Source organism: Oryzobacter telluris (assembly GCF_043099285.1).
Classification (GTDB): Bacteria; Actinomycetota; Actinomycetes; order Actinomycetales; family Dermatophilaceae; genus Oryzobacter; species Oryzobacter telluris.
In genome coordinates this window covers 481,165-507,926 of record NZ_CP170723.1, presented here as the reverse complement: position 1 = coordinate 507,926, position 26,762 = coordinate 481,165, and the positions used below count along the sequence as shown (strand labels likewise).

At 73.7% G+C, this 26,762-nt stretch carries 1 protein-coding gene (running past one end of the window); it reads left to right on the top strand.

From position 1 onward, the window contains the following. Positions 1-202: 202 nt before the first annotated feature. Positions 203-26,762 carry the 5' portion of an FG-GAP-like repeat-containing protein gene (locus ACFLFB_RS02190; protein WP_392544072.1) on the top strand. 16,742 nt of this gene lie beyond the right edge of the window, so 26,560 of the gene's 43,302 nt are visible here — the first part of the coding sequence; the start codon lies at positions 203-205; its stop codon lies off the right edge, out of view.

Sequence of the window (26,762 nt, the reverse complement as noted above, 5' to 3'; positions counted from 1 at the left end):
TCAGAGCCCAACGTTGGACAAACATTAGTTACAAAGGGGGCATTCGCTCCGCTTGTCAAGGCGCCACGCCGGGACCTCTCCGGAAAGTGGTGACAGCCCTGTCGCGACCGGGCTAGCGTGTGCCTTCGCGTGGGGCCTCAGGTGCGACAGGGCCGCCTGGATGCCTGCGCGACAAGGGCGGCACTGCCGCAGGAGTGGGCTGATGGACGCAGCGCGGGCAGATCTCGGGGTGGGCGGGCAACCGTCGACCCCTGGTCTGCGTCCGCGCACCTCGCGGCTCCTCACGACCGTACTGCGCATCCTGCGCTCATGGGGCCGGAGGATCAGGCCGGCTGCGGCCGTCGTGGTCGCCGTGGTCATCGCGATGGTCGCCACCCTCGCCGTCCCGGCCACCGCCGCGGCCGCCGAGCGTCCCTCCCGCGGCGTCACCAACCAGCCGCCGAGCACCTCGGGCTCCCCCACCACCGCCGCCGACGGGACCATGACGATCCCGCTGCGCGACGCCGTGGTCGTGGTGGTCCCCGACCTCACCCGCACCGACGCCCGGGCCGAGCTCGACAAGGCCCTGCAGGCGCGTGCCGAGCAGGTGCGCCAGCGGCTCATCGCCCAGCAGGACCCCACCCTGACCCGCACCCAGCAGATCAACCTGCGCCAGTTGCGCGCCCTGCAGGAGAAGGCCCGCCGCGCCGAGGCCGTGCGCAGAGCCCAGCTCGAGGCGAATCGCCGTCTGCAAGAAGCACTTCAGGCTCTGGCGAAGGCTCTTTCCTCGAGCCAGTGCACGACCGTCGGTGGCCAGAACGGCACCGCGGCCTCCATCTCGTGCCCCCTCGACAACGGCACCGGCACCGTCACGGGAGGCGGCGGCACGTCCGTAACGCCCACTCCCACACCGACGCCCACGCCGACCACGAGCCCCACGCCCACTCCGTCCCCCAGCCCGTCCGGTGCCGCCCTCACCGCCGCGAGCCTCCCCGACAGCCCTGTCGGCCCCGAGGGAGCGCTCAGCGAGGCCGACCTCGCCGACGCCGTCGACCGCGCCAAGGCCGAGTGGACCGCCGCGGGCGGCGACACCTCCGGGATCACCACGAGCATCGAGGACCTGCCGGGCGCCACCCTCGGGCGGACGTCCGGCTCGTCGGTCGTCATCGACACCGACGCCGCCGGATGGGGCTGGTCGCAGATGAGCCTCATCACCGTCGTCCGCCACGAGATCGGCCACGCGCTCGGTCTCGAGCACACCGACGGCGGCCTCATGGACGAGACCCTCGCCCCGGGCCAGGAGCGCGGCGTCGGCTCGGCTCCCGCGCTCGCGGCCGAGGAGGCCCCCGCGGCCCCCGCGGCCCCCGCCGACGAGACCCCGGCCGAGGAGACCCCGGCCGAGCCCGCCCCCGCCGAGGAGACCCCGGCGACCGAGGCCGGCAGCACCACCCCCGAGACCGCCACCCCCGCGGCCGAGGACGACACGACCACCACCCCGGCGACCACCGAGGGCAGCGCGACCGAGGGCACCACCACGACCCCCGCGGGGACCCCGGCGGCCGCCGCCGCGACGCCGACCACGAGCGCCCCGGTGACGTCCTCGTCGAGCCGTGGGCCCCGCTGGGTCCGCACCGACGACGAGGCCGACCTCGACCTCGACGGTGACGGTGACGCCACCGTCACCTACGACGAGGACACCGGCACGGTGCGCGTCGTCACCGGCGACTCGTCGAGCGACCTGCTGACCCACGGGCTGGTCCGCATCACCATCACCTCGGCCGACGGCACGATCGTCATCACCGGGACGATCCGCCTCACCTCGACCGGCCTGGTGATCAAGGCCCGCGAGGTCGTCGTCACCACCGGCACCACCATCGACACCACCGGCGCCGACGGCGACGGGGCCATCACCCTCGAGGCCTCCGCCACCGGCAGCGGCGCCGACGCGTCGGCCACCTCGGCCGTCACCGTCACCGGCGCGACGCTCAAGGGCGGCGACATCACGATCACCGCGACGTCCGCGACGACCGGGACCGCCACCGGGTCCGACGCCACCGTCCGCGGGGCCTCGTCGGCCCGGGTCCTCGTCCTCGACTCGCTCCTCGACTCCAGCGGCGACGTCGTCCTCGGCACCTCGTCGAGGGCGACCGGCTCGGCCAGCGCCGTCGGCACCCGCGGCGAGGGCTCCACCGCCGTCGACGCGGCGCGGGCGACCGTCGTCCTCGCGAGCATCGCCGAGACCCGCCTCGGCGGCAGCTCGCGCGTCACCGCCGCCGGCGTGCTCTCGGTCCTCGCGACCAACGACACCGACGCCCGCTCGGTCGGCGACGCGTCCGGGGCCGGGGCCGGCGCCGGCACCGCGACCGCCGCGGTCGACCGCACCACCCGGGCCGTCGTCGACGGCGCCGCCCTCGCCGGGCTGCGCGTCGGCCGCCTCGGCATCGACGCGTCCTCGACGGGTCGCCTGTACGCCAGCTCCGAGGGCAACGCCGCGGGCGCTTCGAGCAACACCACCCCGCCGATCTCGCTGACCGGCGCGGCCCGCGGGACCGACGGCCCGGTGCGCGCTGCCGCCGCCCTCGGCCTGGGCCGGGTCACCAGCCTCACCGAGGCGATCCTCGCGTCCGGCGACGGACAGGTGCTCAGCCTGCGCGCCGCCGGCGACGCCCGGGTGAGCGCCCGCTCCACCGACTCCTCCACCGTCGCGGCCGACGCCGCCGCCTCCGCCCTCGGTGCGGCCGTCGCCGTCATCGCCCCGACCCTCGTGACCCGCGCCACCGTCGACGGTGCCGTGGACGTCGAGGGCGCACAGCTCGTCGTCACCTCCGACCTCACCGACCGCTCCAGCGCGAACGCCGACGGCGGTCGTGGAGGCGCCCTCGCCGTCGGGCTCGGCACGCGGTCGAGCGCTGCCGAGCTCGGCTCCGGCGCCGACGTGACCGGCGACCTCGGTGGCCTCACCCTCGTCGCCACCTCCACGACGGCGACCACCGGGACGTCCACCGCCACCGCGGGACCGGGCGGCTCGCTCGCGGTCGTCGTCGTCGACGGCGACACCCTCGCCGGCCTGCGCGACGGGGCCCGCCTCGCCGGCACCGACGACCTCACCGTCACCGCCGACTCCGACGACCGCAGCAGCGCCGACGCCACCCGCGGCCAGGCCGCCGGGCGCGCGGTCGTCCTCAGCACCGTGCGCACCGCGGCACGGCTCGGCACCGGCGCCGCCCTCGTGCTCCCCGGCGACCTGCGCCTGCGGGCCGACCAGGGAGCCACCGCCAGCTCGGCCGCCTCGCTCCTCGCCCTCACCCTCGCCACCCACGACGTCTCGGCGTCGTCCGGTCGCGCCGTGACCACCGGCGGGGCCGTCTCGATGGCGGCCACGGGCGACTCCCGCACCAGCTCGCGGGCCCCCGGCCTCGCCGCCGCCGGCACCACGACCCTCGCCGCGCTCGTCGCGGTGCGCGCGCTCGCCGACACCCTGGCCGGGCAGTCCGGGCTGCACGGGTCCGCGGGCCTCACCCCCACCGCCCCCTCGGCGCTCCCCCTCTCCTCGGTCGCGGCGACCATCGCCCGCGGCTCGGCCACCATCGACCTCCCCGCGCTGCCCGTGCGCGCCGGCGGACCGGTCGACCTCCTCGCGGTCGCCGGCGGCAACGGCGCCGCCGGCACCGGTGGCAACGGCGGCGGCTCCACGCCGGCGCCGTCCGTCGCCCTCGTCCTCGCGATCCTCCCGAGCAAGGTGCGGGTCGCCGGCACCCTGCAGTCCGAGGAGGACCTCCTCCTCCAGGCGGGCCGAGGACCTCCCGTCGTCGAGACGAGCACCTCCACCGCCCCCACCGGTTCCGCCGCCGTCCTCATCGTCCAGCGCCCCACCACCGTCGAGATCCTCGCCCCGGTCACCGCCGGCAGCGGCTCGACCACCACGATCGTCCAGGGCAGCACCGCCCCGGTCGAGGCCACCGGCCTCCCGGGCAGCAGCGCCCCGCAGGCCAGCACCGCTCCCCCCGCCGGGTCCGTCCTCGTCACCGCCCTCGCCGGCGGGACCGTGACCTCGGGCCGCGCCACCCTCACCTTCGCCCCCGGCTCGCTGCCCGCCGACGCGTTCGTCGCCGTCCGGGCCGAGCGGCGCTACGTGCCCGGCCTGCGCACCGTCTCCCTCGTCTACGACCTGCTCGCGTGGGACGCCCGCACCGGCGCCGCGATCACCCACTTCCGCACCGCCCCGGTCCTCACCATCGGCGTCGACGGCGGCTCCGGCGCGGCCATCTGGTACCTCGCCCCCGACGGCGGCCTCGAGCAGCTGCCGACCTCCACCGGCCGCGGCTCGCTCTCGGCGGCGCTCCCCCACTTCAGCCCGTTCGTCGCCGGGTCGCCGCTCGACGGCATCGCCGGGCTGATCATCCCGCTGCTCCAGTCCTACCTCGCCGACGCCCTCTCCGGACCGCGCACCGAGGTGCTGCCCGACCTCGACCTCGGCGTCTTCGTCCTCTCCTCCCCCACGGTGACCTTCAGCGGCATCACGGGCACGTCCCCGTCGTACACCGTGAACGTCAGCCTCAGCGGGCGGATCACCCTCGGCTTCGTCGACGGCACGACCCCGGTGGGCGGCAGCGCCAGCCTCACCGGCACCTACGCCGTGAACAACCAGGCCCTCGACGCCGGCAGCCTGACCCTCACCCTGAGCGACCTCGTCCTCACCCTCGGCGACGCCCTCACCCTGCGGGCCGCGAGCGCCACGCTGGCCCAGGTGGATGACGACCTCCAGCTCACCGCGACCACGGTCACCGCCGGCCTCGCCGTCCCCGGCGGCCCGGCCCTGGCCGTCACCGCGACCTCCCTCGACCTGCTCGTGCAGGAGGACCGCCAGGTCGCCTTCCGCGTGGCCGGCGGCAGCGTCGCCCTCACCGGGGTCCCGGGCGTCACCGCCTCCGGCACTGGATGGACCGTCACCTCCAACAGCACCGGTGGCTCGGTCACCCTCGGCTCGACCCCGGTCGCGGCCGGCGGCCTCGTGGCCACCACCACCGACGCGACGACCCTGGTCCTCGCGGGCCAGTCGCTCACCGCCACGACCCTCACCGTCCAGCGGTCGGGCGGCACGCTGTCCCTCGCCGCGACCGGCCTGGGCCTGACCCTCGCGGCCGGCGGCGGCGACGTGCTCGTCGTGTCGGGCGGCACCGGCTCCCTCGTCGTCGACGCCCTCGGTGTCGCCGGCACCCTCACCGCTACGGCGACCACCGGATCGGGCATCGGCACCCTCGTCTCCCTCTCCGCCGCCGCCGTCTCCCTGGCCGTCAACACCCGCAGCACCGCGGCGCTCGGCCTGCCGGCCGGCCCCTTCGTCCGGGTCGTCGCCACCGGGCTCACCCTCACCGTGGGCACCGGGCAGACGCTCGCCGGCGCGGTCTCCTTCGAGCGGCAGACCGGCACCGGTGGCACCCCGGTCGTCGTCCTCGGCCTCTCCGGCATCACCGCGACCGCGGCCGGGAGCCAGTTGCTCACCGCCGGGTCCGGCCTCCTCGTCCTCCAGGGCACCAAGGTCGCCGCCGTGGTCTCGGGGCGCGCCGGGACGGGTGCCTCCGGGTTCACGGGCGACGTGCTGCTGCGCGTCAACACCACGCCGGGTGCGGTCGAGCAGTCCCTCGTCCTCGACGGCCAGGCCCTCGAGCTCTCCTTCACCGATGCCGAGGCCGGCCTGTTCGCCCTCTCGCTCACCGGGGCCGTCCTCGACATCGCGGGGGTCGTCACGGTCAAGGGCGACATCACCTTCACCACCGTCGGCAGCCGCCTCGTCTTCGGCGGGCGGGGCCTGAGCCTGTTCGTCGGGGTCGGCCCGGCCTGGCTCGCCGACGGCAGCCTCAACCCGCTGGCCCGCGGCCTCCTCGTCACCGGCGCCACGCTCGGCCTGGTCCGCGAGGGCTCCGGCCCGTACACCTACGCCCTGTCGGCCTCGGGGACGGTGGCCCTCGTCGGCGTCTCCGGCATCGCGCTCTCGGGCACCCTGGCCGTCCGCGTCAACCAGCTGACCCCGGCGTTCTCGCAGACGATCGTCGTGCCCGGTGGCCCCGACGTCGTCGTCGCGTTCGTCGCCGGTGAGGAGGGCTCGGCCGGGACGCCGTTCACCGCCATCAGCGGCGCCCTGGCCCTCACCGCCCTCGGCCAGAGCCTGTCCGGCTCCTTCTCCTTCACCAAGACCGCGGCCGGCTTCGACGTCACGGCCCAGGACGTCGCCTTCCTCGTGGTCCCGGCCGGGGCGAGCGCCCCCGTGGCCTCGCTCACCGACGGCACCGCGACGCTGCGGGTCGGCTCGACCGGCGTGGCCGGGCGGGTCACCGGCGACGTCACCCTCGACGCCCCCGGCGTCGGCGCCACCCTCACCACCGGCACCTTCGCCCTGGACGTCAACACGACCGGCGTCGTCGTGCCGGAGTTCGGCGGCATCACCGGCGGGCTCCCGGCCGGTCCGTACCTGCGCCTGTCGGCGACCGGCGCGGCGCTGACCGTGGGCGGCCAGTCCTTCTCCGGCGACCTCACCCTCGAGCGCTCCGGCAGCGGCGCCACCGCCCGCACCCGGATCACCCTCTCCGGCGGGATGCTCAGCGTCGGTCCCGGCACCCTCGTCCTCGAGGGCGTCGCGGGCGACCTCACGCTGACCTCCGCCGGGGTCGCGGGGCGCCTGCGGGCCACCGTCAACGTCGCCACCTCCACGACCGCGTTCAGCCTCAGCGGCGGCGTCTCGATCGCCGTCAACACCACCGGCAGCGCCGTCGACGGCCTGCCCGCCGGCCCCTTCGTCCGGGTCGCCCTCGATGCCGCCCGCCTCACTGTCTCCGGCCAGACCCTCACCGCCGACCTCACCGTCGAGTCCTCCTCCGCCGGGGTCACCGTCACCCTCGCCCGCGCCTCCCTCGTCCTCGGCGTCGGCGGCACCGGCTTCCGCCTCGTCAACGGGGCCGGCACCCTCGCCCTCGTCGGCAACGCCGTCTCGGGCTCCCTCGGCGGCACGGTCGTCGCCACCATCCCGGGCGTCTCCCTCACCGGTTCTCTCCACGTCGAGGTCAACACCGCGGCGTCCCGCCTCGAGGTCGCGGGCCTCGGCGTGGAGCTCACCGTCCTGGGCCAGCGGCTGACCGGTGACCTCACCGTCACCCGCACCGCGTCCTCCTTCACCGTCACGGTCGCCCACGCCTCGCTCGTCCTCGGCGGTGGCCTGGTCTCGATCACCGGCGCGAGCGCCAGCCTCACCGTCACCGCCGCCGGCGTGGCCGGCTCCTTCACCGGGACCGTCGCGTTCGGGGTCGCCGGGGTCTCGCTCACCGGCCCCGTCTCGGCGCAGATCGACACCGACGCGACCGCCCCCTACGTGCGGATCGCCGGCCTGGGACTCACCCTCACCATCGCCGGGCAGGCCATCACCGCCGACGTCACCCTCACGCGGACCGGCCCCGCGGGCGCCTCGGTCGTCACCGCCACCCTGGCCAACGTCACCGCCTCCATCGGGGGCGTCGCCACCGTCACCGGCGGGGGCGCCCTCACCATCGCCCCGGACGGTGTCGCCGGCACCCTCGCCCTCACCGCCACCTTCGGCACCGCCCTCACCGCCCTGGGCCTGGGCACGACGTCCGTGAGCGTCGACGTCAACACCCGCCCCGACACCGTGGTCGTCGCCAGCCGCACCCTCCCGGCCGGCCCGTACGTCCGGGTCGAACTGACCACCACCATCACCGTCGCCGGCGCCGGAAGCCTCTCGGGCACGGTCGCCATCCAGCGCTCGCAGGCTCCGGGCGGCGCGGTCGAGACCGTCATCGTCCTGCGCGGCGGGTCGGCCACCATCACGGCCGGCGGGTCGGTGACCAACGCGACGGGCGTCCTCGTCATCCGCTCCACGGGCATCGCCGGGTTCGTCACCGGCACCCTGTCCGCCACGATCCCGGGCTTCACCGGCGGCGCCAACGTCCTGCTGCGGGTCAACACCACCGGCCAGGCCGTCGACACCGTCGTGCGCGTCGGCGACGAGGACCTGCCCGTCAGCTTCACCTCGACCGCGGACGTCTTCAGCCTCTCGGTCTCCGGCGGCTCGATCACCATCGGCGGCGTCGTCACCATCGAGGGTGACTTCGAGGTCACGCCGGACTCCTTCGCCGGCCGCAACCTCACCGTCTTCGTCGGCGACGGCCCCGCCTTCACCGCCGACGGCCACCGCAACCCGCTCGCCCGCGGCCTCCTCATCACCGACGCCACGGTCGGCCTGTGGAAGGACAGCAGCGGCAAGGTCGCCCTCGAGGTCACCGGGCAGGTCGAGCTCATCGGCGTCCCGGGCGTCACGATCTCCGGCACGATCCGCGCCCGCGTCAACGAGTCGACCTCGACGGTCGCCCAGACCATCGCGTTCGCCGACGGCAGCACGGTCGTCCTCGACTTCAAGAGCTCCTCCAACGAGGTCGCCGTCGGGACCACCCCCTACGTCTCGGTCGCCGGGGTCGGCGTCACCGTCGCTGTGGCCGGGCAGTCGTTCTCCGCCGACCTGGTGTTCACCAAGACGTCCACGGGGATGACGGTCGCCGCCTCCAACGTCGACCTGCGGCTGCGCGACGGCGCCACCGACGTGCTCTCGCTCACCGGCTCCGGCGAGATCCGCCTCGGCGCCGGCGGCGCCTCCGCCCTCATCGAGGGCACGGTCGCCCTCCTCGTCCCGGGCGTCTCGCTCAGCACGAACCTGCGCCTCGTCGTCAACACGACGACCGGCACCCCGGTCTTCACCCTCGCCGGTGGCGGCACCACGACCCTCGCCGCCGGCCCGTACCTGCGCCTCACCGCCAGCAACGTCTCCCTCGTCGTCGCCGGCCAGTCGATCACCGGCGCGACGGTCGACGTCGAGCGCCTCGTCGTCGACGGCAGCCCGGTCACCACCGTCACCGTCAGCGGCGCGACCATCGAGCTCACCGCCGGCGTCACGGTCATCGTCCGGCTCACGGACGTCGAAGGCGCCCTCGTCCTCGGGGCGCGCGGGATCGCCGGTCGCATCTCCGCCACCGTCGACACCCTCGCGGTCCCCGGGCTGAGCCTGGGCTCGGTGTCGGTGGCCGTGAACACCTCCACCACCGCGGCGCTCGGCCTGCCTGCCGGACCGTACCTGCGGGTCGAGGTCGTCGGTGCCGCGCTCACCGTGGGCGGCCAGACGCTGCGGGCCGACCTCGCCCTCGAGCGGACCACCGACGACGCCGGCCAGAGCGTGGTCGTCGCCGCCGCCACGAACCTCGTCCTCGCCATCACGGCCGGCGGCCAGAGCGTGGTGTCGGTCACCGACGGCAGCGGCGTCATCGTCCTCGGCAGCACCGGCACGGCTGCACGCATCACCGGCGTCGTCGCGGTCACCGTGCCGGGCGTCAGCCTCACGGGCACCCTCGACCTGCGCTTCAACGGGACGACCTCGGTCGTCAACCGGGTCGTCACGGTGGGCGGCACCGAGGTGACCATCGCCCTCCCCGCCGCGGCGACCTCCGCCGGCTACCTGCGCTTCCAGGGCACCGGCCTCGTCCTCACCGTCGCCGGCCAGCGGCTGACCGGTGACCTCGTGGTCGAGCGCACCGGGACCGACACCCACCTGGTCGTCACCAACGCCTCGCTCGACCTCGGCAACGGGCTCGCCACCGTCACCGGCGCGAGCGCCGACCTCACGGTGGAGGCCGCGGGCGTCCACGGCACCTTCACCGGCACCGTTGCGTTCACGGTCCCGTCGGTCTCGCTCACGGCGACCGTGACCGTCGACCTCGACACCCGCGCCGCCACCCGCCACGTGCGCGTCGCGGCCACCGGGGTCGACCTCCTCCTCGCCGGCCAGACGCTGCACGGCGACGTCGTCATCGAGCAGACGACCACCGCCACCGGCCAGTCCGTCGTCACCGTCGCGGTCGTCAACACCGTCGCCGACCCCACCAACCTGCTCACCCTCACCACCGGCTCCACGACGATCCTCGCCATCGGCGCGGCCACCGGCATCCTCGTCATCGGCCCGGGCGGGGTCGCCGGCTCGCTCGACGTCCAGACGTTCAGCCTCTCCCTCGGCGGCGGCATCACCCTCACCGCGACCTCCATCAAGGTCGAGGTCAACACCGGGCGCACCGCGGTGTCGCAGACCGTGACCGTCGGGACCACCACCGTCGCGATGGCGCTGCCCGCCGGGCCCTACGTCAGCGTCGCCCTCCTCGGCGCCGTGCTGAAGCTGGGTGCCACCGGCCCCGAGCTCGCCGGCAGCTTCGCGATGCGCCAGGGCACCGCCGGCGACGGGTCGAGGGTCACCGTCGTCGCGGCCACCGACGTGTCGGTGGACGTCACCGTCGGGGACGACGGCGCCAGGCTCGTCGACGGTGAGGGCGCGTTCGTCCTCCTCACCGGAGGCGTCGCGGGCTACCTCACCGGCAAGGTCACCATCGCCGCCGGTCCGGTGGGCGCCGGGGCCGACATCCTCCTGCGCGTCAACACGACGACCGGCGCGGTCGACACCTCCATCGACGTCGGCGGGCGCACCCTGTCGGTGAAGTTCGCGACGGGCAACGTCTTCGAGGTCTCGCTCAGCAACCTCACGCTGACCATCGCCGACGTGCTGTCCATCGAGGGCAGCATCAGCTTCAGCGACACGACCGTCAACGGCCAGGCCGCGCAGGTCTTCGCGGGCGACGGCCTGACGATCTTCCTCGGCCGCGGCCCCGCCAAGCTCTCCACCGGCGAGACCAACCCCCTCGCCGTCGGCGTCCTCCTCACCAACGGACGCATCGGGCTCGTCAAGATCGGGTCGACGTGGGCGCTGAGCGCCTCCGGCACGGTCAGCATCATCGGCGTCCCGGGCGTCACCCTCACCGGCACCGTGGCGGCCCGGGTCAACACGACCGGCCTGGTCATCAACGAGTCGCTCGAGATGCCCGGCGGCGCGAGCCCCGTCGCCGTGACGTTCACGACCGCCGCCCCGGTGGTCGAGCTCGTCGCCACCGGCGCCACGATGGCGTTCGGCGGCCAGTCGCTCACCGGCACCTTCTCGTTCAGCAAGCGCGGCGACGACGTCGTCGTGGCGGCCACCGGCGTCACCGTCTCGCTCGGCAGCACCGTCGCCGTCACCGCGGGCACCGGCATCCTGCTCCTCACCCCGGCCGGGGTGGCCGGTCGGCTCTCCGCCCAGATCCGGGTCACCGTCCCCGGCATCGAGCTCGGCACCGGCCTCACCCTCTCGGTGAACTCCACCGCCACGGCCGTCTCCACCACCGTCGACGTCGGCGGCACCACCCTCGTCCTCGACCTCCCCGCGGGCCCGTACCTGCGGGTCGAGGGCACCGGCCTCACCGTCACCGTCCAGGGCCAGTCCCTGACCGCCGACGTCGTGGTCGAGCGCGCCACGGTCGCCGGCGCCCCGGTGACGACCATCGCCCTCAACCGGGTCGACCTCACCATCGGCGCGGGCGGCAACGGGGTCCGAATCACCGGCGGCAGCGGCCTGTTCCTCGTCACCACCGCCGGCGTGGCCGGACGGGTCTCCGGGACGCTCGTCGTCACGCTCCCCGCCGGGACCTCCCTCAGCGGCGCGCTGACCCTCGCGGTCAACACGACCTCCGCCGCCGTCACCGCGAGCATCGACGTCGCGGGCACCCCGGTCGCGCTCGACGTCAAGGCCGGCCCGTACCTGCGCTTCGAGGGCACCGGCATGGTGCTCACCGTCCTCGGCCAGAGCCTGCGCGGCGACCTCGTCGTCGAGCGCTCCACCTCCTACGGCAGCGACGGCCTCCCAGGTGGCAGCGGCCCGGCGGCCGACACCCAGACCGTCCGCCTCGCGATGACGAACGTCTCCCTCGCGCTCGGCGGCACCACCCCGGTCCTCACCGTCACCAACGGCTCGGCCGTGCTGCTCCTCGGCCCGACCGGCCTCGCCGGCCGGATCACCGGCACCGTCGCCGTCACCGTCCCGCAGGTGTCGCTGGCCGGCACCCTCACCGTCGAGATCAACACGACCGCCGCCGTGGTCGACGAGACCTTCACGGTCGGCACCGGCGCCCCGGTGGTCCTCGCCCTGCCGACCGGGCCGTACCTGCGGGTCACCGGCACCGGGATCACCCTCAGCGTCCTGGGCCAGACCCTCACCGGGGACGTCGTCATCACTCGCACCACGGATGCCGCGGGCGCGCCGGTCGTGCGGATCCGGGCTACGGGGATCACGCTGCGCCTCGGTGGCACGTCTGTCGCCCCCGTCGTCTCACTGACCCAGACCGGCACCGCCGACCTCCTCCTCACCTCCGCCGGGCTCGCCGGGCACGTCTCCGCCACCATCGCCCTCAACGTCCCCGACGTCTCGGCCACCGGCACCGTCGACATCGCCGTCAACACCACCGGTGCCTCCGTGGCCCTCACCGACCGCACCCTCCCGGCCGGCCCCTACCTTCGGGTCGCCGCGACGAACCTGCGGCTCAGCGTCATCGGCCAGGTGCTCAAGGCGGATGTCGTCGTCGAGCAGGTGACCACGGCCACTGGCGCGAAGGTCGTCCGGGTCGGCCTGGCCAACGCCTCGGTCGTCCTCCTCGGCACCGAGCTCGCCCCGAAGGTCGCGCTCGTCGGCGGCAGCGGCCTCCTCGTCATCACGCCCACCGGCCTCGCCGGGTCGTTCGGCGGCAGCCTCGTCCTCGACCTCGGCGGCGCGCTGCGGCTCACCGGTGCCTTCGAGCTCGGGGTCAACACCACGGGCACCGCCGTCGCGGAGAGCCTGCAGGTCGGCACCTCCTCGGTGTCGGTGGACCTGCCCGCCGGGCCGTACGTCCGCCTCGCCGGGACGGGCATCGTCCTCGAGGTGGGCGGCCAGACCCTGCGCGGCGACGTGTCGGTGGAGCGCACGCTCTCCCTCGGCGCCGACGGGCTCGTCGGCGGCACCGGGGTCAACCTCGACACCACCTTCGTCAAGATCGCGGCGACCGACGTCGAGCTCGCGATCGGCGACGGCACGCGTACCGTCCTCACGCTGACCGGCGGCGAGGCCCTCGTCGTCACCAACGGCACGGGCATCGCGGCCTCGCTCAGCGGCACCGTCGCCCTGCGCAACATCCCGGGTGTGCGCCTGTCCGGCACCTTCGTGGTCGAGATCAACACCTCGACGACCGCGGTCGACGAGAGCTTCACCGTCGGCGGGCTGGTCCGCCAGCTCGAGCTGCCGGGCGCCGCGAGCACCACCACGCCGCTGCTCCGGGTGCGTGGGGTCGACGTCGTCGTCGAGCTCGGCGACGGGCTGGCGCTCGGCGCCGACATCACGGTGACCAAGGTCGGCACCACGCTCACCGTGACCGTCGCCGACGGCCGGATCGCCCTCGGCAGCGCCGCGGCGCCGCTCGTCACCCTCACCGGGGTCAACGGCACGCTCGTCCTCACCGCGGCCGGGATGTACGGCCAGGTCGCCGCCACGGTGCAGCTCGACGTCCCGTCGGTCACCCTGTCCGGCACCTTCCTCGTGCAGTTCAACACCACGACCGCCGACCAGACGCTCACCAGCCCCAGCGTCACCCTGGTGCCCGGCTTCCGGGTCGTCGCGACCGGCGTGACGCTCGTCGTCGCCGGGCAGACGCTCAGCGGCAGCGTCGTCATCGAGCGCCGCACGGGAACCACCCCCGAGGTGAGCATCGCCGTCGCCGGCCTCACCCTCTCCTTCGGCTCCGCCGTCAACGTCCTCGCCGTCCACGACTGGAAGGGCGCGCTGCTCATCACCTCCTCGGGTGTCGCAGCGACCTTCTCCGGGTCGCTCGGGGCCGGGACGGTCGCCAACCCGTACGTGTTCAACCTCGGCTCGTCGATCACGCTCAGCGGGACCGTCGCCCTCCAGGTGAACACCGGCTCGACCGCGGTCGACCGGACCTTCTCGGTCACCCTCCCGGGTGGCACGACCACGACCTCGATCCACCTCGTCGCCCCCGCCGGCCCGGCCTTCCAGGTCGCGGTGAGCGGCAGCCTCACCGTGGGCCCGGCCTCGTTCGGCGGTGACTTCGTCGTCGCCCAGAGCACGCGCCCCGGCTACGGCGGCATCCCCGCCGGCGGCGGGCTGCCGACCGCGACCTCGGTCACCGGCATCGCCACCGGCGACGTCAACGGCGACGGCGCGCTCGACCTCCTCCTCGGGACCACCGGCGGCACCTCGCTCTTCCTCGGCACCGGACCGGGCGCCTTCCAGGCCGCCGCGGCGCGGACGTGGGCCGGCGCCGCCGTGGCCGTCGCCCTCGCCGACCTCGACCGCGACGGGCGCCTCGACGTCGTCGTCACGCAGGCCGGCTCGACGCTCGTCCACCTCGTCACCGGCGGGACCGCCGCCACGACGACGCCGACCGTCGCCGCGGCCACCGTCACCTTCGCCGCGACGACGACCACCCTCACCACAACCGGGACCGCCACCTCCGTGGCCGTGGGCGACGTCACCGGCGACGGCTTCGCCGACGTCGTCGTGGGCGCCACCGGCAGCGGCGCCACGACCAGGGTCTTCGCCAACCTCGGGAAGACGACCGCGGGCGTGTGGAACGGGATCGAGACCACGGCCTCGACCAGCCTGGGCACCGACACCGCGACGCGCGCCGTGCTCGTCGTCGACCTGACCAACGACGGTGCGCTCGACGTCGTCGCGGTCAACACCGGCGCCGCCCACCAGATCTACCGCAACCTGGGCCTCAACGCGGCCGGCACGACGTGGCTCGGCCTCGCCGCCGCGACCACGGTGGCGAACACCGCCGCCGCCCGGGGCGCGGCCGCCGCGGACCTCAACGGCGACGGGTTCCGCGACCTCGTCGTGGCGGTCGACGGCGGCCCCGCCGTGGTCCACCTCAACCAGAAGTTCTCGGGCACGACGTGGAACGGCCTCGGCGCCGGCACCGCGGTCAACGCCTCCCCGGCCACCACGACCGGCCGCTCGGTCGTCCTCGCCGACGTCGACGGCGACGGCGACGCCGACCTCCTGCTCGGCACCACCACGGCCACGCTGCTCTTCCTCAACCGGGGCGGCTCGGGCGCCGACTGGAAGGGCTTCGGCGCCGGCACGGTCGTGGCCGCGGTCCCGAGCGACGTCGTCACCCTCGTCCGCATCAACGCGGATGCCGACGCCGACCTCCTCGTGGGCGGTTCGTCCCTCTCGGTGCGCCTGGCCCAGCCCACCCCGGTCACCCGCATCGGTCTGGCCAACGTCACCGTCAGCCTCAAGCCGAGCACCGGCTCGGGCTCGAACCCGGGCGACGCGGCCCTGTCGATCACCAACGGCCAGGGTGCGTTCGTCGTCGCCGGCAGCGGCGTCGCGGGCACGTTCTCCGGGTCGGTCAGCGCGACCGCCGGACTCTTCAGCGGCGGCATCACCGTCGGGGTGCGGTACAACTCCACCGGCGGCACCGTCGACGAGACCGTCGAGGTCGGCGGGGCGTCCATCGCGATCGTCTTCGGCGCCGGCCAGGTCGGAACGGCCGCCGCTCCGTGGATCCAGGTCTCCGGCTCGGGGACGGTGCGGATCGGCGACTTCGTCGAGATCCACGGCACCGTCGACTTCGCCTCCGGCTCGGTGACCTTCACCGACGTGGTCCTGTTCGTCGGCAAGGGCCCGTACAAGAACGACGACGGCACGATCAACACCTCCGCCATCGGCCTCGTCATCGAGGGCCTCAGCGGGTCGGCCAGCACCGTCGAGACCAGCAAGCGCGTCCTGTCGGTGACCGGCACGGTGCGCCTCGTCGGGATCCCCGGACTGACCCTCTCCGGCACCATCTCCGTGCAGTACAACGAGTCGACCACCGCGCAGGGGTCCATCCCCGGGGCCTCGTCGGCCACCGTGCCGTACCTGTCGGTCGCCGCCACCGACCTCACCTTCGCCGTCAACGGGGTGGAGCTGAAGGGCGGCTTCTCCTTCACCAAGGGCAGCAACGGCAACATCACCGTGACGCTCACGACCGTCTCGCTCGCCCTCGGCACGGCACCCGCCGGCGGCCTGGCGCCCGTGACGATTGGCGTCGCGACCGGCACGATCGTCCTCGGCACCGGGACCGCAGGTGGCGCGGCGGCCGGCATCGTCGTCGCCCTCGACGGCCTCGTCGTCGCGGTCAACGCGCCCGGCGTCTCGGTGTCGAGCGGCGCCTCGCGCCTCCTGCTCAACACGACGACGACCACGCAGACCGTCTCCGGCTACACGATCGCCGCCGGCTCGCTGAGGCTCCAGATCGGCACCGCGACCAGCAAGGCGAACGTCACCATCGCCGGCCAGTCCGTCAGCGGCGTGTTCGTGTTCGAGCAGGTCACCGGGGCCGTCAGCCCGACCGCCCCCGCCGGCACCGCACCGCCGAGGACGACCCGCATCTTCGCGTCGGGCGTCGACATCGACCTCGGCACGGCGACGGGCGGCGTCCAGGTCCGCAACGCGTCCGCCCTCTTCGTCATCTCCCCCACCGGCATGGCCGGCCGGGTCACCGGTGGCCTCACCGTCATCGTCCCCGGCGCCGTCATCGAGACGGCCGGGCTGACCGTCGCGGTGAACACCGGGACCCGCGCCGTGAACGAGACGGTCGTCGTCGACGGTGTCAGCACCTCGCTCGTCCTCCCGGCCGGGCCGTACCTGCGGGTCGAGGGCACCGGCATCCGCATCGTCATCGGCGGTCAGCGGATCACCGGCGACATCGTCCTCGAGAAGGCGGTCAGCGGCAGCGCCTCCGTGGTCCGGGTCGGGCTGCGCAACGTCACCGCGGCCTTCGGCGACGGGACCACCGACGTCGTGACCCTCTCCGAGGGCGTCGGCCTCCTCGTCATCACCGGCGCCTCCCCCGGCAAGACCGGCGGGCTCGCCGGCACCCTGTCCGGTCGGGTCCGGATGAACGTCCCCGGTGTCGGTCTCGACGCCGTGCTCACCCTCGCCATCAACACGCGCCCGCTGGCCGACGGCGGCGTCACCGACTCGGTGGCGTTCGGCGAGCAGCCGGTGACGACCACCTCCCTCGTCGTGGGCGACGTCAACGGCGACGGCCGGTCCGACGTCGTGGTCGGCACCTCCGACGGCGTCTTCCTCTACCTCAACGACGGCAGCGGCGACCCCTTCGACGCGATCCCCGCGATCCTCCTCGCCGACGGCACGGCGGTCACCGCCCTGGCCCTCGGCGACCTCGACGGCGACAACCGGGCCGAGCTGCTCGTCGGCACCGCCGCCGCGACGCTGCTCTTCCGCAACGACGGCGCCGGCCTGTTCACCGCGCAGACCGGGGTCTCCCTCGGGACCGCCGCCCGCGCCATCGTCATCGGCGCCGTCGACGGCACCACCGGCGCCGACGTCCTCGTGAGGTCGGGCACCACGCTCACGCTGTACTCGAACCTCGGCACCGACTCGGCCACCGGGCTCTGGTCCGGCGTGGGCGTCGGCTCCGCCGTCACGGGCACGTGGACCGCCACCCAGGTGCTCGCCCTGGGCGACGTCAACGGCGACGGCAAGCTCGACCTCTTCGTCGGGTCCGGCGCCTCCGGCGTGGCCGACGCGCTCCTCCTCGGCGCGGGCAACGGCACCTTCGCCGCGGGCGCGGTCCCCGGCACCTCGGGAACGACCTCCGCGGTCCTCGTCGACGTCGACGGCAACGGCACCCTCGACCTCGTCCGCACCACCGGCAGCGGCGTCGACGTCGCCCTCAACCCGGGTGGCACCTGGAGCGGCTTCTCGGCCGTGGTCAGCGTGGCCACCGGGACCGTCACCGCCGTGGGCGCGGGCCGCCTCGACACCGGCACCACGACCGACCTCGTGACGATCGACGGCACCGGCCCCGCCCAGTGGCGTGCCGCGAAGGGCAGCGGCCCGCTCGCCGCGTCGTTCCCGACCGCCACCGAGATCGGCGTCATCTCGATCACCCTGCCAGCCGGGCCGTACCTCAAGGTCACCGGCAACCCCGTGACGATCACGGTCGGCGACCTCTCGCTCGTCGGCGACATCAGCATCACCCAGCAGACCCAGGCCGGCGGCGCGCGCGTCGTCACCGTCGCCGTCACCTCGATGACCCTCGACCTCGGCGCGGGCCTCGGCACCGTGACGCTGTCCGGCGCGATGGTCGTGGGCCCCGGCGGGCTCGCCGCCCGCCTCACCGTCGTCACCGATCTGAGCTTCGGCGCTGGCCTCACGCTCGGCGGCACCTTCCGCCTCGTCGTCAACACCGGCACCGCGGCCGTGGTGGTCCCCGACGGCTCCGGCACCTACCGCGTGCCCGCCGGTCCGTACGTCCAGGTCGTCGCCGACCCGCTGACCATCACCTTCGGCACGGGCGGTCCCGTCCTCTCGGCCTCCGTGAGCATCCGGACCTCCTCCGGCGCCGGCGGCGCCCGCACCACCGTCATCGCGGTCTCCGGCGGCACCTTCACCATCCCCTCGATGCAGACGCTGCCGGTCCTCACCGGCGTCAACGGCGTCCTCGTCCTCGCCCCTGACGGCCTCGCCGGCACGGTGAGCGGCACCCTCGACCTGCGGCCCGGCACCCTCCCCGCCGGCGTCGCCCTCACCGGCACCTTCGGCCTGGCGATCAACCGCACGTCGCGCGAGGTCCGCGAGAGCGTCACCTTCGACGGCGCCACCGTCTCGATGGTGCTGCCGGCCGGTCCGTACCTGCGGGTCTCGGGCGACGGGGTCTCGCTGACCGTCGCGGGCCAGACCCTCACCGGCAACATCGCCCTCGAGCAGTCGGGCACCGGCGTCTCGGCCACCACGGTCATCGCGTTCTCGGGCGTCCGCCTCGCCCTCGGGGACGGGACCACCGAACTGGTCCGCCTCGAGGACGGCCGTGGCGCGTTCGTCCTGCGCGGCGGCGCCGTCTCCGGCAGCCTCAGCGGCACCGTCGTCGTCTCCATCCCGCAGGTCAGCCTCACCGGCACGGTCCGCCTCGAGGTCAACACCGTCGCCGCGGCCGCGAGCACCGTCTCGGTGGTCGTCGGCGGCCAGACGGTGGTCGTGCCGACCGGCGGCCCGGTGCGTGTCGCCATCGGTGGCGAGAACCTGCGGCTCACCGTGGCCGGCCAGACCCTCGCCGGGACGTTCTGGTTCGAGCAGGTCACCACGGGCACCGCTCGCACGGTGCGGGTCCGCATCCCGGTCGCGTCGCTGTTCCTCGGCGACGACAAGGGCACCACCTCGACCGGTGACGACGCGGGCTTCCTCCTCACGGTGACCGACGGCGCGTTCCTCGCCACGCCCACCGGGATGGCCGGCCGGGTCACCGTCACCCTCGACACCGCCACGCTGGGCCGCCTGCCGTTCACCCTCGGCACGACCACCGTGAGGCTCGAGCTCAACACGATGCCCACCCGCGCCGTCGACGCCGGGCTCGGCATCGACCTGCCGGCCGGCCGCTTCCTGCGGGTCACCCTGACGACCAGCCTCACCATCGCCGGGCAGTCCATCTCCGGCACCTTCCTGGTCGAGCAGGTCGCCAGCGCCGGCACCGACCGCGTCCTCAACACCACCGACGACGTCAAGATCCTCAAGATCGCGGCCACCAACGTCGGGCTGTTCCTCGGAGCCCCCGGCACGGGGACGGACTCCGACGGTGACGAGATCGGCCTGCGCGTCGCCGGCGGCACCGCGCTCTTCCTCGTCACCCCGCAGGGGCTCGCCGGCCGGGTCACCGCACCGTCGACCCTCTACCTCGGCGAGGGCATCACCCCGGTGACCGCCACCGTGGTCGTCGAGGTCAACCAGCTGCGCCGCACCGTGAACGGCAAGGTCATGCCGGTGGCGGTCGACGAGCAGTTCGTCGTCGACGGCCAGACCCTGACCCTCGCCCTGCCGGCCGGCCCGTACGTCGCCGCCTCACTCACCGGGCTGAGCATCGACATCGGCGGCCAGCGCTTCAGCGCCGACCTGCGGGTCGAGAGCCGCACCCGCCTGGCGACCGACGGCTCCATCCCGACCGTCGAGGTCCGCGACCTGACCGTCGCCGTCAGCAACCTCGGCCTGCGCCTCGGCTCCCCCGAGCGCGACGTCGTCGTCGTCAGCAACGGCTCCGGCGTGCTGAAGGTCATCGGCGCGACCGCCGGCGTCAAGGGCGGCGTCGTCGGCCGCATCGTCGCCGACGTCGCGGTCGACGTCCCCGGAGTCCTCTTCTCCGGCACCTTCGACGTGCGCCTCAACACCACGCTGACCAACCAGCCGCTGCAGATCGCCGGGCTGACCACCCCCGAGACCACCGACGACGTCACGGTGACTGTCGAGCGCGGCGTCCTCGTCTCCGGGACCGGCGTCGCCCTCGAGGTCGCGGGGCAGCGCCTCACCGGCTCGTTCACCTTCAAGAAGAACGCCGCGACCGGCGTGGTCACCGTGGGCCTGAAGAACGTCTCCCTGGCGCTGGGCAACGGCACGACGACCTTCGTCACCGTGGGCATCACGAGCGGCGCCATCATGATCGTGCCGCCGCAGGGCGCGACCGCCGGCGGCGTCGCCGCGAAGATCGCGGTCACCCTCACCCTCGCCCCGTCGCTGGCCAGTGACATCACCGTCGCCGACGCGACCGCCGAGCTCGTCATCAACACGACGACCCGCCTGATCAACACCTCCGTCGACGTCGACGGCACCGCCGTCCCGCTCGTCGCCCCGGCCGGCCCGTACCTGCGGGTCACCGTGGGGGTCGGCGCCCCCGTGGCCGTGACGATCAAGGGCCAGTCGCTCACCGCGCGGGTCGTGTTCGAGCAGCGGACGACGTCGAACGGCACCAAGGTCGTGCGGGTGGCGTTCACCGACGTCAACCTCTTCCTCGGTGACTCCGGGCGCGGGGTGCGCCTGTCGAACGGCTCGGGCGCCGTCATCCTCACCGCCGGCGGCATCGCCGGTGAGGTCGAGGGCACCGTGGCGCTCGAGGGCCTGCCGGTGTCGATCACCGCCACCCTCAAGCTCCAGGTGAACAACCTCGGCGTCCCCGTGGCCGAGATCGTCGCGTTCGCCGGCCTCGACGCGGTCACCGACACCCAGGGCACCGCGAGCGTGCGCGAGGTGCAGCGCCTCCTCGTCACCGCCACCACGGGCTCCTACACGCTGGCCTACGACAAGAACGGCAACGGCCGCATCGAGGCCGGCGAGATCACCGCGGCCCTGGCCGTGGCGGCCACCGCCGCGCAGGTCGAGAGCGCCCTGGAGACCCTCACCGGTCAGGGCGTGGCCGTCGCCGCCATCGCGGGCGGGTTCACCGTCACCTGGGACGCGAACGGCAACCGCGCGCAGCTCCTCGGCAACGTCCGGGTGCTCAACCTCCCCGCGGGTCCGTACCTGCGGATCGCCGCCGACGCCCTCGCCATCACCATCTTCAAGAACGGCGTGGACGCCTCGGGCGGCACCGTCGTCATCAGCGCCGACGTCGCCTTCGAGCGGGTCGGTCCGGTCGGCTCGCAGCTGACGAAGATCGCCTTCGCGAACGCGACGGTCGCCGGCAACCAGGGCATCTCCGGCCCGGGTGCCGCGAACGGCATCACCGCGGCCTCGGGTGCGCTCATCATCTTCCCGCCGAACGCCGTCACCGTCCCCGCGGGCCCCGGCGTCACGCTGGTCCGGACGACCACCGGTGGCATCGCCGGCGTCCTCACCGGCCGGATCAACATCCCGGTCGGCGGCGCGAGCGTCGGCCTCGGCGTCAACACCACGGGCGTGCAGGTCAAGCAGTCGGTGGCCGTCGGGTCCGGCAGCGTCGCGATCGACCTCGCCCCCGGCATCAGCTTCCTCGTGCAGGACCTCGACTTCTCCTTCGGCGACGTCCTGGAGATCCGGGCCGGCAACTTCGCCATCAACGGCGACTCGTTCTCGGGCAGCGGCCTGGAGATCTTCATCGGCAAGGGCCCCTCGAAGCGCGCCGACGGCTCGCTCAACCCCGCCGCGATCGGCATCCTCGTCACCAACGCGACGATGGCCTTCAAGAACGTGCCCGGCGTCGGCTTCGCCCTGCGGATCACCGGCACCCTCGCCCTCGTCGGGCTCGACGGCCTCACGGTCAGCGGCGACGTGACCTTCGAGGCCAACACGGCGACCACCGACCAGAACGTCCCCGGCTACGCCCCCGCCCTCGTCGCCGGCACCTACCGGTTCATCTCCCAGAACACCGTCATCGGCGTCGCCGGCATCTTCCAGCTGAGCGGCACCCTCGGCCTCACCCGCGCCCCCAGCGGTGACCTCGACATCACCCTGGCCAACGCGGGGCTCCTCGTGGCGATCGGCGGCCGCGACGTCGCGAAGCTCACCGGCTACGGCGCCTTCTCGATCTCCCCGGTCACCGGGTTCCGCCTCGTCGGCTTCAAGGTCACCGACTTCAAGCTCTTCCCCAAGGTCGGCGACCCGAGCCTGGCTCCCGGCACCACCGCGACCCTCTTCCCGACCGCCGACCTCGCCACCCCGCTGCGCAACGCCGTCGTCACGCCCGGCCAGCTCGGCGGCACCATCACCGTGGTCTTCAACGACCCGAACGGCGTCGGCCTGCGGCCCGAGACGATCACCGACCCGGATGCCGAGTTCCAGCTCCTCGTCGGTGGCGTGGCCATCCCCGGGGTCACCGTGAGCGGCGTCCCGACCAAGGTCTCCGGCAACAAGTACCGCTACACCTACACCGGCACCATCCCGCAGGGCCTGGTCACCGTCCGCTTCCTCAACGGCGGCTTCAGCGACACGGCCGGCGCGATGGTCATGGGCGAGGACGAGTCGTTCGTCGTCTTCCAGCCGACCACCCTGCAGCCGAAGCCCGGCCCGGTCGCCACCCTGGCGAGCCCCGGCAACGGCGGGTCGATCACCGCGGCGCAGATCAACGCGCAGCGCTACATCGACATCACCTGGACCAGCCTGGCGCCGGCCGACGGCGTGGCCCCCGAGCCGATCCGCAAGTCGACCATCGAGTCGGCGACCATCGCGCCGTTCGTCGTCACCGGCCCGCTCGGCGACCTCGCCGTGGTCGGCGGCCGCCCGGTCCTCATCGGCACCCCGCTGCTCATCTCGGGCCGCGCCGACACCGCCACCACGGTGACGTACCGGTACTTCCTCAAGGACTCGCTGCCCTCGAACACCGTCGGCCTGTTCCTCCCCGGTGTCGTCACGCTGACCTTCGACGGCGGAGCCGTCCAGAGCGGCACCACCGCCACGGGCTTCGTCAGCAACACCACGGGGCAGACCCAGACCTTCACCATCGACGCGTCGGCGCCCGGTGCTGCCACGACCGGCGGCCCGATCTCCCTCGGCCCGCTGACCCTCCAGGGCCCCAGCGTCGGCCTGGCGGACTTCGGCTTCGCCGACGGGATGGTCGTGCTGACCATCGCGGTCGGGGTCGACCGGGCCAGCCTGGCCTTCGGTGGCTCGGCGACGTCGACCACGACCGGCCCGAGCGCCACCCAGACGAGCAGCGGCGTCACCGTCGACCTCGTCGGCGTCCTGGGCACCTTCGACCTCGCCGTCGACGTCCTGGGCCTGCTCAGCGGCAACGTCCGCATCGCCCCCACCGGCAAGTGGAACCTGCGGGTCGCCTCGCTCACCGCGGTCGTTCCCAACGTCGCCTCGCTCAGCGCCACCGGCGTCCTCGTCGGCTACGACCCCAACGGTGGGGACGACCAGAAGCTCATCGTCATCAACACCGCGACGATCAGCTTCCCGCGCCTGGGCATCACGGGACGACTGCGCCCGTACGACGCCTCGCTGGGCCGCAACCTCGATGTCGACGACGACGCGACCCTCGCCACCGGCGTCACGCCCGGCCTGGTCATCCGGCCCAACGGGTTCAGCCTCGGCACCGCCGAGCTCGCCTACGGCCTGCCGCTCGGCGCCGACGGCCTGCCGGTCGACCCGGGCAACGCGGTCGCCCCGGCCACGACCGACCAGAAGATCACCTTCGGCGGCGTCCTCGAGCTCGACGACATCCGGATCGGCGTCTCCGGCCTCACCGTCACCTTCGGCGCCGACCCGTTCGCCAGCTTCACCGGCGCCATCTACATCGCCACCGGCGGCGCGAAGCTCTTCCCGGGCAAGGCGTTCGGCGCCACCCTCACCGACCGCCTGACGGCCGACGACCGGCGCCCCGACGGCACCCTCGACGACGAGGCGTTCCGCGCCACCCTGACGTTCACCAACGGCGTCGTCGACTCCTTCGAGCTCGTCGTCGACACCCTCGAGATCCGTCTCGGGACGTTCGTCACGCTCTCCTCGGTCAACTTCCGCCTGGACACCGGCGCCATCGGGACCTCCGAGGAGATGGTGTCGTTCACCTCGGTGAGCGCGAAGGTCACCGTGGGCGGCCTCAGCCTCACCGGTGAGGGCCGCAACTTCGCGATCACCGGCGACGGCTCGTTCAAGGCCAAGACCGGCTTCGGCGTCTTCCTCGCCATCGGCTCGTCCACGGGCTCGTCGTTCGCGTGGCCGGAGTTCCTGCCGATCCGCATCGACGCCATCGGCATCCAGTGGGAGGACATCGAGCACCACCCGGAGGACTTCGTCCTCACGCTGTCGGCGAGCGTCACCGAGATCAAGGGCATCTCCGGCCTGACCTTCAGCGGCTCGATCCAGGGCATCAAGATCGCCCCGGCCCTGCTCGCCGAGGGCAAGTTCCCGATCATCGGGCTCGACTCCATCGCGGTCCGGGTCAGCGGCAAGATGTTCGGTGGCGAGCTCACGGCCGGCCTGATCGGCGGCATCCTCAAGCTCGACAGCACCTACGCGATCATCGGGGCGCTCGACACGACCACCCCGGTGTTCAAGCGGGTCTTCTACCTGGGCATCGAGGGCGGCTTCTCCATCGCGGGGATGGCCGGGTTCACCATCCGCCTCGGCCTCAGCGAGCTCGGCCCGCTCCAGGTCTTCATCAACGTCGAGGTCCCCGGCGGCCTCGTGATCTTCCCGCCGATCGGGCTGGCCCTCAACGACTTCGCCGCCGGCGTGGAGTTCTTCAAGACCCTGCCCTCGATCGAGGACCCGCTGGCCCTGCGGGGTCCCGACTTCGCCCTGCCGACCGACATCAGCGCCGCGACGTGGCTGACCTCGCTGCAGAACCAGGTGGCGCGCCAGGCCAAGACGATCGCCGAGAACCCCGGCCGCGACGGCTTCTTCGCCGCCTTCACCTCACCGATGGTCATCACGGGCTCGGCGAAGATCTACACGATCTTCACCTCGCAGCAGGTCTTCAACGGGCAGGTCACCGTGAAGATCTCCACCGACGGCAAGCTCCTCATCATCGGCAAACTGAACTTCGCCGCCGACAACCTGTCGATCAGCGGGCGCCTGTACGCCGACCTGTCGAAGATCTCCACCGGCAACGCGACCCTGCTCTTCCTCGCCGACGTCCCTGACCAGATCCGCCTGCTCACCATCTACGGCAAGATCAAGATGGGCTTCCGTGACTCGTCCGGGAACGAGGTCACCTTCGACGTCGTCAGCCTGCCCGACGCCGCGGCCACCGCGACGCGGCCGACCGTCGACACGGTGACCCCGACGCCCGGTGGCGGGCGCGTCGACGCCGGTGTCATCAACAAGCCGGGCACCAAGTACGTCGACGTCGTCTTCACCGCCCCCAACGGCGCGGCCCTCGACATCGCCTCGATCCTCGACTCCGGCGCCGAGTTCGACATCATCTTCAACGGCAACACCGGCACGGTCCGCACCACGACCTCCGGCACGCCGGTGCCGATCGTGACGATCACCCTCAGCGACGGCGTGGCCTTCGCCCCGCTCGTGCTCTCCGGCGACCGCGTGACCTACACGTACCGGAGACCAGGGGACACCTCTGACACCGTCGTGGTCGTCGTCGACGCCTCCGACGAGTCCCTCACCGGCAGCCCGGACCTCATGGCGCTGGCCGTGTCGCGCACCGGCACCAACCGGTTCCGGTACGACATCGGCACGGCCGACGTCCCGATCGGCACGATGACGCTGCGGTTCGCCGCCGGCGCGTTCAAGAACGCCAACACCCGCGCCCCCGACGGCACGCTCGTCACCGGCGCCGGCAACGCCGAGTCGACCGTGACCTTCCGCCTCACGGCGGCCACGGGCACCATCGTCTCGCCGACGCCGGGCGCCTCGGTCGACGTCAACGTCCTCAACGGCCGCAACTGGATCGACGTCTCCTTCACCGCCCCGGCCGGCTTCACCGTCGACCTCGCCTCGATCCGCGACCTCGCGGCGGAGTTCACCCTCGGCGGCGCCGGCCTGGGCTCGATCCGCCTGGACACCACCCAGGCACCGACCCGCCTCGGCACGACCGGCCTGACCTTCCGGTACTGGCTCGTCGGGCGCTTCGCCGCCACCGGCGACGTGACGCTGACCTACCTGCCCAACGCCTGGTCCTACGCGCTGAACGTGTCGGCGGTGGCCCTCGCGACCATCACCATCCCGGTGGCCGGGACGAGCACCCCGTCGAGCGTCATCACGATCACGCTCCCCGCGGCCGGGACGTCGGGGATCGCCACCGACTTCGTCGTCGACGCCACCTCGGTCCTCGCCGGTGGATGGCTGAGCGCGCTCACCTTCTCGGCGACCAACGGCTGGACCTTCGCGGTCGACCCCAGCCGCTCGGTGCAGCAGGGCGCGAGCGCGAACCAGTTCATCATCCCCGTCCTCGTCCACAAGGGCTCGGAGACCCTCGGCAGCGTGGTGACCCCGACCCTCACGAACGCGCCGATCTCGTACAGCGGCCCGACCTCCGACGGCACCCAGCCCGGGACCACGGTGCCGGTCACCATCGCCGCGCGCCAGGGCAGCTACATCGACGTGCAGTTCCGCCCGTCCCAGGGCGTCCCGCCGTACGTGCTCGACATGCTCGCCACCCTCGGCG